Below are 10,287 nucleotides of genomic sequence, written 5' to 3' on the forward strand. Positions count from 1 at the left end.
CGACCTACGTCAGCCGTCGTTCTCCGCCGACGGGATGTAGGCGCCCGGCACGTCCTTCGGTGCGAAGATCTTGTCCTCGCCCGGATACGGCTTCTTCCACCCGTGCGACTCGTACCACGTGAAGTGGTTCATCTGCGCGGGGTTGGCGAAGTCGGGCACGGCGTGGGGTCCGGTCAGTCGCTGCTGCGACTTCCACTTCGCCCATGTCGCCGCGAGCTCCTGCTTGTCCGCCGGCACCTTCGTCGACGGCACCGCCGCCGCGCTGGGGTTCTGCGGCGCCGGGGTGTCCACACCGCAGGACGGAGGGGTTTTCAGGCCGTCGGTCAGCGCGGTCCGGTTGGGCAGCGCGTTGAACGGGGTGAAGTCCGCCTTCTGCGTGAACGCGGCCCGCATGGGGCTGGCCGCACTGTCCTTCTGGTTCATCGGACGGACCCCGAGGATCTGCTCGATGGTCCGGACCATCGTGATCTGGGAGTAGTAGTGGCTGTCGACGACGCCGCGCTTGGCCCAGGGGCTGATGATCTGGACCGGGGCACGGTGGCCGTCGACATGGTCGAGGCCGGCCTGGGAGTCGTCCTCGAGGATGAAGATCGCCGAGTCCTTCCAGTACGGGCTGTGCGAGATCTTGTCCACGATCTTGCCGGTCGCCAGGTCGTTGTCCGCGACCTGAGCGGGCCCGTTCGCCGGTCCGCCGGTGTGGTCACTGGAGAGCCAGAACATGTTCAGGTTCGCCGGCCCGTTCTTCTCGAAGTCGCGCTTCCAGATCTCGTACCGGTAGACATCCGGGATGCTGGTGTCGAACTTCGGGAAGCCATGCACCGACACGTCGTTGAGCGACGGGATCGGCGAGGACGAGTGGAGGGGGTAGGCGGTGTCCTGCCCGGTCGCCGCCATGTTCTTGGCGTCGCAGTACAGGTTCTGCCAGCTCGCGCCCGACGGCTTGGTCAGGAACTGCTGGAACTCGCCGAAGTTGCGCACGGACTTGCCGGCCGCCTGCGCACCGGTCCACAGGAAGCCGGTCCGCTGGTGGCCGAGAGCGTCGTCCTCGGTGTCGTAGCTGCGCTGGTACGCCCCGGCAGTGGACTCGGTGTACTCGGGGTTGTCGGCCTGCATCAGCCAGTTGTGACCCTCGGCGGAGTTCGTGCCGATGTCGTACGTGTTGTCGTACAGGCCGAACTGCCGAGCCATCGCGTGCAGGTTCGGCGTCACGTTCTCGCCGAACTCCGCCAGCGCCGGGTCGCCGTTGCCCTCCGGGATGTCGCCGAAGACCTGGTCGTAGGTCCGGTTCTCCTTGACGATCATGAAGACGTGCTTGATCGTCGAGGGGTCGCCGATCCGCTCCGGGACCGGCACCGGCTTTGTGTTGTCCTTGCCCTTGGACAGCTTGACCGAGCCGCCGTTCCAGCCGTTCTGCTTGAAGACCTTGGCCGTCTCGGACTTGATGTCGCGGTCGCTCGGCAGCGTGAACCGCTGAAGGCTCGACGTCGTGTCGTGGGTGGCGTGTCCGGCCGGGTTGTTGGGGCGACGGGCGTCGATGCCACGGGTGTTGGACACGACGATCTGATCGCCGACGGCGGCGATCTCCGCGGGGAAGTAGTCCGTGGGAAGCAGGCCGACATAGCTGACCGGCTCCTGCGGGGACGTGTACCGGTAGACGGCGACCGCGTTGGCCCGGCCGAGTGTCACCAGCAGGTGACCGTCATCGGTGAGCGTCACCGCGTTGGGCTCGTAGCCCACGGACGCCTCCGGCCACGGCTGGGTGGCGATGGTCTGCACGACCTTGTTCTTGCGGGTGTCGATGACCGACACGTCATTGGTGGCGGTGTTGGTGACGAACAGCGCCCCGTCCTTGGCGTGCAGGGCGGTCGGGTGCAGACCGACGTCGATGCTCCCGACGGCGGCATCCGGGTTCGCCAGATCGATGACGCTGACCGTGCCGGTAGTGGTGGCCGCGGTCACCGGGTCGGCCGGCACCTGGGTGTTGTACGAGTTGATCGTGGTGTCGCCCGGCTTCGCCGGACGTCCGCCCTCGTTGCTGACGTAGAGTTTGGATCCGATCATGAGCATGTCACGTGGAGCGTTGCCTACGGCCCAGCTCTGCTGGATGGCACCGGTCGCCGCGTTGATGGCGACCACCCGGTTCTGGCCGTTGACCGCGGAGTACACGGTGGAGCCGTCGGCCGAGAACACCGCCTCACCGACCAGCGCGCGCTTGGGCCCGTCGGCCGGGATGGTGATGGATTTCGGGTTGGAGACGCTGCCGTCCGGGTTCACGGTGAACCTGGTGTAGCCGTTGTTCTGTCCCAGCCACAGCTGCGAACCGTCGGGCGAGTACGTGGGGCCTTCCTGGCCCACGTCGTTGCCGCTGATACGCGGGTTGGACGACGCGGAGTTGCCGACGAGCTGCTGAACCTTCCAGTTCTTCAGGTCCACGATGGACAGCGCCGAACCACCGTCGGTGATCGAGGCCGCGAGGTGGGTGCCGTCCGGGCTGACAGAGGACGACATGATCTTGCCGTTGTTCACGACCAGACGTTCGCCGTAGGGGGCGATGTACTGGTTGCTGGAGACGACCTGGCCCTGAGCGGTGGCCTGCCCGACCTGGTCGGTGCCGAACTGGTGCGTCTGGGCGATAGCGGTGCCGGCGGCGACGAGGGCGCCGACGGTGATACATGCCGTCACCATGGTCCGGCGGCCGACGCGTCTACCGAGAAGGCCGGGATACCCGTTCCCGACGCCTTTACGGCGGCGTGTTACCTGCATGGAGTCATCCCTTCGAGGTAGGAAGCAGTTCGACATTGCCGTCGAACTGCCAAAGCGGGTTCGGCGCGTCCCCGGTCGGGGTCCGCACCAGGAAGTAGCCGTTCACTTCCTTCGGTCCGTCGCCATCGGCAACGAACCGCCCGTCTGCGGTGACGTCGAGCTGATAGATGGCCGTCCCTGCGGCCTCGACGTCGGGGAGATGCCAGGAGACAACGCAACGCCAGTCGTTGCCCGGTCCCCGGGCATCGGCCTTGACACCGCCCTTTTCGCACGTCGCCGTCGCTTTCAACTGCGCTTCCGTGACGGCAGGGCGATTGAGTTGCTTGGTCTGCATGCGATAGAGGTGGGCGAACGCCGTGGCGACCGAACGCTGCACCTTGTCCTGCTCAACCCCCGAACCTGTCGCCCCGCTCGCCGCTGAGACGACCGGGACCGACACGGCGACCAGCCCGACGAGCGGCAGCACTCCGACGGTGACCGCGCGGCGGCCCAAGCCGTCGTCCGTCAGGTTCGTGAAGTCACGCCGCAGGAAGAGCAGATACGCCAGCGCCGTAGCCGTCACCGCCCACACCAGGCTGACCACGATGCCGATCAGGAGCGGGCCGACCTGTGCCGGGCTGGTGAACAGACCGTTCCAGGCGATGAAGGCGTAACCGGGCAGAGAGAGACGTACGGCGACGGGCAGCGGCAGCATCTGGGCGAGCTGCATCGCGAGCGCGACGAGCGCGGGGAGCAGCAGCCCCATCGGGGACCGCCCGAGCACGACGGACCCGAGGAGCCCGATCGCGGCGAGGGCCAGGGTCGGGGCAAGCACGCAGACCCAGGCGAGCAGGACCCTGCCGGCGGCGTCCGACGGCGTCAGCAGGTGGCCGTCGAGGCCGACCAGCGGCCGGTGACCGACCGTCACGAGTCCGCCGACCGCGCTGGAACAGGCCAGCCCGGCCACGAGCAGCAGGATGACGGTGAGGCTGGCCAGTGCCTTCGCCGCGAAGATCCGTCGAGGTGACCGGACCGCGACAAGCAGATGGCGCCAGGTGCCGAGCCGGTCCTCGGAGGCGAATACATCGCCGGCGACCAGCGAGGTCAGTAGCGGAAGCGCCCAGGTGCCCGCGAAGCCGAGCATTACCAGCGGTCCGGCCCAGCCCGTGGCGTGCATCCAGCGGCCGAAGAGGGTGTCCGTGGGTAGCGTGCTCTGCTGGCTCACCCCGGCGACGAAGAGCGCAGGCGCGATCCAACAGGCGAGGACCAGCAGCCGGATCCGCCATTGCGAGACCACCTTGACCAGCTCGAAGCGGTAGCCGCGCAGCACCGGGACGCGGCGGGCACGTACAGAGTGGTCGGCGGCGATGGTCGCGGTCATCCGCCGGTCTCCTTCTGCTCGGTGAGGGCGAGGAACGCGGCCTCGAGCGGCGACACCACGGGCGCGAGCTCGCGTAAGGCAACGCCCGCGCCCACCAGTCGCACCACCAGTTCGTCGAGGGCGGGCACCAGTGCCCGCACGACGAGCACCTCGGTGTCATGCCGTGCCCCGACGCCGTCGACGATCCGGACCCCGGTGGTGTCGGCGGCCAGCCGGCGGGCGGCCCGCGGGTCGGACGTGAGCAGCCGGTAGTCGAGTTCACGGTTGTCGGCGGCCAGCTTGCTCAACGGGCCGGAGAAGACCACCCGTCCGGTGGCGATGATGGTGACCTCGGAGCACAGTGCCTCGAGGTCGTCCATACGGTGACTCGAGAGCACCACGCTGGTTCCCTGCGCCGCGAGCCGGGTGAGGACACCGTGTACATGCCTCTTGCCGGCCGGATCCAGGCCGTTGGAAGGCTCGTCGAGCACCAGCAGCCGGGGCCTGGTGAGCAGGGCGGCGGCCAGTCCGAGCCGCTGACGCATGCCGAGCGAGAAGCCGCGGGCCCGGTCGTCGGCGACATCGGTGAGCCCGACCTGGTCGAGCACGTCATCAATCCCCGTCATTCCCGTGTCAAGGCTGCGGAGAGAGGCCAACGCGGCGAGATTCTGCCTGGCGGTGAGCGACGGATAGAGTCCGGGGCCGTCCACGAAGCCGGCGACACCATCAGGAGTGGCGAGCGCCCGGTCGACCGGCGTACCCAGGACCTCCAGACGGCCGCTGTCGGCGACGGCCAGTCCCAGCAGAAGGCCGAGCAGTGTCGTCTTGCCAGCACCGTTCGGGCCGACCAGGCCGTGGATTTGACCCTGTGTCACATCAAGATCGATGCCGTCGAGCGCGACGACGTCACCGAAACACTTGGTGATTCCGCGAGCCCGGATTGCGGGGAGACTGTCCATGAGCCCCTTCCTTCGCGTCCTTCGAGGACCCTAGGTGCGGCACACCAGACAGGACTAGACCGCGTGGTGAACGTCGGCCGAACAGCAGACGGCCAACGTCCGCCGCACGGACAGCCGAGAAGCCCCCGAGTCAAACGCCCCTCTGGGCTTCAGCCTGGGACGTTGCTGTCCCAGGAAGGACAGGAGCGTCAGTACCACCTCAACTCCCCTATTTCGCCGCCAAGTTCGAAAATTTACCTCCGCACCTGAGGCGTTCGCGTGCTCCCGCATGACCCCCGGGCGCGCGCCGGTCACGTCGACGGCAACCCGAAGGACCTGGCCCGAGTGGAAGATCACACCGGGTGGACATGGTCTTGGCCAGGCGCGCCACACGCGGTACGGTCTGTCCGATATTGACGACGGCGAGACGGAAGCCGGTGGGAATCCGGCACGGTCGCGCCACTGTATGCGGGACACCCTTCAACGTCCCGTGAGTCAGACCCGTGGCCGTCGTCCATGAACCACCGAGATGGGACGCGAACTCCCTAAGGAGGCACTGCCATGGCGCAGACCGTCGCTCAGCAGACACCCAACACTCCCGCCATCCCCGCCGCGCTGCCGCTCAAGGCAATAGCTCCCTGGGCGGTCTTCTTCGGCATCCTGATGCTGATCCTGCTGTACTTCGTGGGCGCAGAGCAGGGCGCCACCTCCGTGTTCAGCGGCACGGATGTCCACGAGTGGGTGCACGACGCCCGCCATCTGCTCGGCTTCCCCTGTCACTGACGCGAGGGATGCCGCCCGCCATGAACTCCGCAACGGTAAGAAACCTTCTGGTGCGGGGCATGCTCGCCGGTCTGGCCGCCGGTGTGCTCGCCCTGTTTGTCGCCTATCTCCTCGGTGTGCCGATCGTCGACAAGGCGATCGGTTTCGAGGAGGCCCACTCCCATGAGCACGAGATGGAAGTGGTCTCCCGCTCCCTGCAGTCCACCGCCGGCCTCGCCACCGGCGTCCTGGTCTACGGGGTCGCCTTCGGCGGCATCGCCGCGCTCGCGTACTGCTTCGCGCTCGGCCGGGTCGGCCACTTCACCCCACGGGCCACCGCGCTGCTGCTGTCCGGCTGCGCACTGCTCGCCGTGTACGTCGTGCCGTTCCTGAAGTATCCGGCCAACCCGCCGTCGGTCGGCAGCTCCGACACCATCGGCAAGCGGACTGTCCTGTACTTCCTGATGATGCTGCTCGGCGTCCTCCTCGCGGTCGCAACCACCATCCTGGGCAAGCGCCTCGCACCCCACCTGGGCACTTGGTGGGCGACCGTGGTCGCGGTGGCCGGCTTCGTGGTCGTGATCGGTCTGGCCTACGAGTTTTTGCCGGTCGTCAACGAGGTGCCGAAGGGTTTTCCGGCCGCTCTGCTGTGGCGGTTCCGGCTCTCCACACTGGCCATCCAAGCCGTCCTGTGGGGTGGATTCGGCCTGCTTTTCGGTGAGTTGGCGCAGCGTCAGCTTGATCCCAAGTCCGTCGCGGCGTCGCCCAGGCGTACAGTTCCCGCCTCGAACTGAACGGTTTCGCGATACAGGAGGGCCTTCGGAATCGGTGGATTCCGGGGCCCTCCCGCGTTCCCTGGGCCCCGACGTGATCGGATCACGGGCGTGCCACGGGGCGTGGACCGGGCAAGCGGCGAGGTTCAGTCGAGGAGCGGAGGGCCCGAGCGGCACGCGGTCTCAGTGCGCCGAGGCGGTGTCCGACGTGACCAGGGGCTGCCCGAGCCGCAGGTTCCAGCGTCCGGCCCGTCCGCTGAGTTCCGTGGCTGTCAGAGGCGGTACGTCGAGCCGCCAGAAGGAAGCGGTACACGGACCCAGGACATGAACGACCGCAGCCCGTACGACCTCCGCCTCGACCACGGCGAGCGTGCGACCGCCGGTGTCCTGCGCGGTGTCCAGCCAGCGCCCTACGCGCCGACATATGTCCTGCACCGACTCCCCACCGTGGGGAGCGCAGTCCGGGTCAGTGAGCCAGCGGCTCACAGCCTCAGGCTCGCCGACTGCCACCTCGTCGAGGGTGTGGCCCCGCCATCGACCCACATCCAGACCCGCCAGCTCTGGCGTCTCCACGCCGTCGAGACCGAGTGCGGCAGCCGTCTCCCGGCAGCGCACGCTCGGGGAAGTGAGCACACGGGCGGCCGAGGGCAGCGATCCGGCCACCGAGCGCGCGCGGGTCGACCCGGCGTCGCCGATCGAGTCACCGTCGTAGAAGCGGACCTCTCGTAGCGAGGAACTCGCTGCGGGCGAAACGAAGATGACGCGACTGGTCACGTGGCGGCTCCTTCTGTTGTTGCGTCAGTGGTCAACTTCTACTTCACTGCCCGCGACGCGTCGCAGGTGGGTGACGCCATGCTGCCGGTCGCGACGGGAAGGGGGGCGGCGTCACGTTCCCTCGGTGCGTCGGTCGGCTCCCTGTGTTTCCCCCAAGTTTTCTTCAGCACCCTGGACACTTCTCTACCCATCAGTAGGGTTGGCGCGGCAGACGTGGTCGCGGGCGGGCTTGCTTCACAAGTGCCGCCAGAACAAGGGGGATTCATGAGTGGGATGAGCCGTCGTCGGTTCGTGTCAGGTGCGTCCGCGGCAGCTGCGGGGGCCGCCCTGTGGCCGCTGCTGACGCCGGGCCGCGCGCTGGCGCGGGACAGGGCATTGGCGTTCACGGCGGCACGAGCCGTGCGTATCGGCGGGACGACGCTCGAACAAGCCGCGATGCCGGTGGGCGACGGGCCGTACAAGCGGCTGGTGGCCGGCCCTGGCTGGCCCCTGGTGGTCCGTGGCGACCTGGCGGGCGCGGCGTCCGGGCGGGACGACCGACGTACCGGACGTGCCTCCTTCGTCCAATTTACTGACATGCACCTGACCGACACCGAGTCGCCGGTGCGGTTCGAGTACCTGGCCCGTGTCATCGACAGCGCGCACCGGCCCCAGGAGGTGCTGACCGTGCGAGGCGCGTCCTCGCTCGTCGAGCGGGTCAACCGGGTGCGTCAAGGCCCTTACACCGGACTGCCGTTCAGCCTGGTGATGGCCACGGGCGACAACACCGACAACCACGAGCGGATCGAGCTCGACTGGTATCTGACCGTCATGAGCGGCGGCCGGATCACCCCGAACAGCGGCGACCTCACACGCTACGAGGGCGTGCAGAATTCCGGCAACGCGCAGTACTGGAACCCCGAGTCGTCCCTCCAGGACGCCTACAAGGCCAAGGGACTGCCGCACATCCCCGGGTTCCTGGCCGGCGCGGTCCGCCCCTTCGACGCGCCCGGCCTCAGCGTCCCCTGGTACACCACGGTCGGTAACCACGACAACAGCATCGAGGGCACCCTGCCCGACCTCGGCCTGCTGAGCGACCTGTACACCGGTGCACGCAAGGTGGAGGGCTGTGACGCCGCGACCGCCGCCAAGCTGGCGGACGCCCTGTTGCACAACCCGGGGCAGGCCGTCGTCCTGCTGAGCAAGCTGCTGACCAGCGGCGGAGCGATCCGCACGGTCACGCCCGACGAGCGGCGCCACCCGTTCACTCCCGCCCAGTTCGCGCAGGCGCACCTGAATCCCGCGTACACCGGCTCCGGTCCCGTCGGTCACGGTTTCACCCAGGACTCGGTCAGCAGCGGCCACCTCTACTACACCTTCGACCTCGCCGACGGTGTCCTCGGCGTCAGCCTCGACACCACCAACAGGGCGGGCTTCGCCGACGGCTCGATCGGCACCGGACAGCTCAAATGGCTGGAGTCGGTCCTCAAGGCCCACAGCGGCCACTGGTACGACAGCAACGGCAACCGGGTGCGCGGCGGCTCCGACGACCGCCTCGTCGTCGTCTTCAGTCACCACACCAGCGGCACGATGGGCAACCTGCTGCCCGACCCGTACCACCCGTTCGAGGGCCGCCACAGCGGCGACGAACTGGTCGCCCTCCTCCAGCGCTTCCCGAACGTCGTGGCCTGGGTCAACGGCCATACCCACACCAACCAGATCATCCCGCACGGCCACGCCGTGCCTGAGCGCGCCTTCTGGGAGATCAACACCGCTTCCCACGTGGACTACCCGCACCACGCCCGGATCATCGAGATCGCCGACAACCAGGATGGCACGCTGTCCTTGTTCACCACACTCATCGAGTCCGCCGCCCCGTACGCGACCGACTTCGCCGACACTTCCGACCCCGGCCTGGCCGCCCTGTACCGCGAACTCGCCTACAACGACCCCTACGCCGTCCCCGCCGACCACATCGGGACCGCGGCCGACCACAACACCGAACTCCTGCTGACCAAGCCGGCGACATAGCGGTCCAGGCCGTCCGCCCGGGACACCGGCCGCCGAGGCTGCCGAAACGGGCGAGCGGCAACCGATGAGTTTCTTCCCGGGTCCGCGGTCAGAGATTATGGCTGGACGCACTGCGGCCGCGAGTGCGGTCGCAGCGTGCACCGGCCGACCTTCCCGCAAGCCAGGCACGAGACACCGAGGAACCTCAGATGCGTACTCTGATCAGCACCGCCTTTATCTCGCTCGACGGCGTCGTGGAAGCCCCGGGCGGCGAGCCCGGTTACCGGAACTCCGGGTGGACCTTCAAGGACGTCGAGTTCCTCCCCGAGGCGTTCGAGATCAAGGGCCGGGAGCAGAAGGAAGCCACCGCGGTCCTGATGGGCCGGGCCAGTTATGAGGCCTTCAGCCCGGTGTGGCCGAACATGGAGGAGTTCGCCGACTACAAGGTGATGCCGAAGTACGTCGTCTCCACCACTCTCACCGGGGGCGACCTGGTGTCCGACTGGGGCGAGACCACGATCCTGCGCTCGCTCGACGAGGTCGCCGCGTTGAAGGAGACCGAGGGCGGCCCGATCATCGTCCACGGCAGCGCCGCCCTGAACCAGGGCCTTTCGGACGCCGGTCTGATCGACCGCTACCACCTGCTCGTCTTCCCGCTCCTGCTCGGCGCGGGCAAGCGACTGTTCAGCACCACGGACAAGGACACCCAGAAGCTGAAGCTCGTCGAGCACGAGGTGTACGCCAACGGCCTGCAGAAGAACGTCTTCGAGGTCGTCCGCTGAAAGGCTCGCGCCCGCCGCGCGGCCATGCCGAGGGCTGTTCCGTCCCGCCGATGGCGTAGCCCCCTGCTCTCGAGCCGTCTCCCGCGTCGGGGTCAGCACCCAGGGGCGCCCCTCGAAGAGGTCCCCGCTGGCCGCCAGCGGCCCGGACTTCTCGCGGCCGGACATGG

The 10,287-nt window shown here is 68.1% G+C and carries 8 protein-coding genes, 1 pseudogene and 1 riboswitch; of the genes and pseudogenes, 4 read left to right on the forward strand and 5 right to left on the reverse strand.

The genetic code is table 11. From position 1 onward, the window contains the following. Positions 1 to 9: 9 nt before the first annotated feature. From ACWDEX_RS34820 to ACWDEX_RS34830, 3 genes are read right to left on the reverse strand one after another with little or no spacing between them, the layout of a single operon-like run. A complete protein-coding gene (locus ACWDEX_RS34820; RefSeq protein WP_450468470.1) occupies positions 10 to 2,763 on the reverse strand; it encodes an alkaline phosphatase family protein in 2,754 nt (917 codons plus the stop codon). A gap of 4 nt (positions 2,764 to 2,767) precedes the next feature. Beyond that, positions 2,768 to 4,123: an ABC transporter permease gene (locus ACWDEX_RS34825; RefSeq protein ID WP_450468471.1), complete on the reverse strand. Its 1,356-nt coding sequence runs from the start codon at positions 4,121 to 4,123 to the stop codon at positions 2,768 to 2,770. Then, positions 4,120 to 5,061, reverse strand: coding sequence for an ABC transporter ATP-binding protein (locus ACWDEX_RS34830; RefSeq protein WP_450468472.1), 942 nt, complete (start codon positions 5,059 to 5,061; stop codon positions 4,120 to 4,122). The genes ACWDEX_RS34825 and ACWDEX_RS34830 overlap by 4 nt, the downstream gene beginning before the upstream one ends. Positions 5,062 to 5,422: 361 nt before the next feature. After that, positions 5,423 to 5,566, forward strand: a riboswitch (cobalamin riboswitch). A 35-nt stretch (positions 5,567 to 5,601) separates the two neighbouring features. Between ACWDEX_RS34830 and ACWDEX_RS34835 the strand changes: the two genes are divergently transcribed. Both ACWDEX_RS34835 and ACWDEX_RS34840 read left to right on the forward strand, forming a co-directional pair. Continuing rightward, a complete protein-coding gene (locus ACWDEX_RS34835; RefSeq protein ID WP_450468473.1) occupies positions 5,602 to 5,823 on the forward strand; it encodes a CbtB domain-containing protein in 222 nt (73 codons plus the stop codon). 20 nt (positions 5,824 to 5,843) lie between these two features. Then, positions 5,844 to 6,596 carry a CbtA family protein gene (locus ACWDEX_RS34840; RefSeq protein ID WP_450468474.1) on the forward strand — a complete coding sequence of 251 codons (753 nt, stop codon included), beginning with the start codon at positions 5,844 to 5,846 and terminating at the stop codon, positions 6,594 to 6,596. 162 nt (positions 6,597 to 6,758) lie between these two features. Here the strand turns inward: ACWDEX_RS34840 and ACWDEX_RS34845 are convergent, their stop codons facing one another. Further along, positions 6,759 to 7,349: a histidine phosphatase family protein gene (locus ACWDEX_RS34845; RefSeq protein ID WP_450468475.1), complete on the reverse strand. Its 591-nt coding sequence runs from the start codon at positions 7,347 to 7,349 to the stop codon at positions 6,759 to 6,761. A 264-nt stretch (positions 7,350 to 7,613) separates the two neighbouring features. On the opposite strand from ACWDEX_RS34845, the gene ACWDEX_RS34850 reads away from it, so the two are divergent. After that, on the forward strand, positions 7,614 to 9,359 hold the full coding sequence (locus tag ACWDEX_RS34850; RefSeq protein WP_450468476.1) for a TIGR03767 family metallophosphoesterase: 1,746 nt from the start codon (positions 7,614 to 7,616) through the stop codon (positions 9,357 to 9,359). Between the two features lie 188 nt (positions 9,360 to 9,547). Continuing rightward, positions 9,548 to 10,120 carry a dihydrofolate reductase family protein gene (locus ACWDEX_RS34855; protein WP_450468477.1) on the forward strand — a complete coding sequence of 191 codons (573 nt, stop codon included), beginning with the start codon at positions 9,548 to 9,550 and terminating at the stop codon, positions 10,118 to 10,120. 66 nt (positions 10,121 to 10,186) lie between these two features. Here the strand turns inward: ACWDEX_RS34855 and ACWDEX_RS34860 are convergent. Beyond that, positions 10,187 to 10,287, reverse strand: a pseudogene (locus ACWDEX_RS34860) (prephenate dehydrogenase/arogenate dehydrogenase family protein); the annotation flags it as partial.

Source organism: Streptomyces sp. NPDC001020, assembly GCF_053599115.1.

Coding starts and splice junctions, on each gene's coding strand:
- ACWDEX_RS34840 (WP_450468474.1), top strand. CDS start 5,844: ATGAACTCCGCAACGGTAAGAAACCTTCTGGTGCGGGGCATGCTCGCC.
- ACWDEX_RS34850 (WP_450468476.1), top strand. CDS start 7,614: ATGAGTGGGATGAGCCGTCGTCGGTTCGTGTCAGGTGCGTCCGCGGCA.
- ACWDEX_RS34835 (WP_450468473.1), top strand. CDS start 5,602: ATGGCGCAGACCGTCGCTCAGCAGACACCCAACACTCCCGCCATCCCC.
- ACWDEX_RS34830 (WP_450468472.1), bottom strand. CDS start 5,061: ATGGACAGTCTCCCCGCAATCCGGGCTCGCGGAATCACCAAGTGTTTC.
- ACWDEX_RS34825 (WP_450468471.1), bottom strand. CDS start 4,123: ATGACCGCGACCATCGCCGCCGACCACTCTGTACGTGCCCGCCGCGTC.
- ACWDEX_RS34820 (WP_450468470.1), bottom strand. CDS start 2,763: ATGCAGGTAACACGCCGCCGTAAAGGCGTCGGGAACGGGTATCCCGGC.
- ACWDEX_RS34855 (WP_450468477.1), top strand. CDS start 9,548: ATGCGTACTCTGATCAGCACCGCCTTTATCTCGCTCGACGGCGTCGTG.